The organism is Paenibacillus farraposensis (assembly GCF_020736845.1).
In the GTDB taxonomy this organism is placed as follows: domain Bacteria; phylum Bacillota; class Bacilli; order Paenibacillales; family Paenibacillaceae; genus Paenibacillus; species Paenibacillus farraposensis.
The window spans coordinates 1-228 of sequence record NZ_JAFFQR010000059.1 but is presented as its reverse complement, the minus strand read 5'-3'; the positions used below and the strand labels follow the sequence as shown (position 1 = coordinate 228).

The 228-nt window shown below is 57.5% G+C and carries 1 protein-coding gene; it reads right to left on the bottom strand.

The window, feature by feature from the left end; all coding sequences use genetic code 11:
* A partial coding sequence (locus tag JO375_RS08750) for a hypothetical protein (protein ID WP_407672816.1) occupies positions 1–228 on the bottom strand: 228 nt, incomplete at both ends.

Below are 228 nucleotides of genomic sequence, written 5' to 3'. Positions count from 1 at the left end.
CAGCTTGTCGGATGTTACAGATTCATCCTGCAGGGCATGAGACGCTACCGCATGCGGGGCAATATGCTCTTCTTGAATGGTCCCGCTTTGCAGATGGTGCGGCTGAACGGATTCCGCTGCAATATGCACAGACTTCACGGCCCCTTCTGCCAGCGCTCTGTCCTGTACCGCGCCTGCTGCCAAATGGCGGGTGTGTACGGACTGTGCAGACAAATGTGAAGGGCCGAC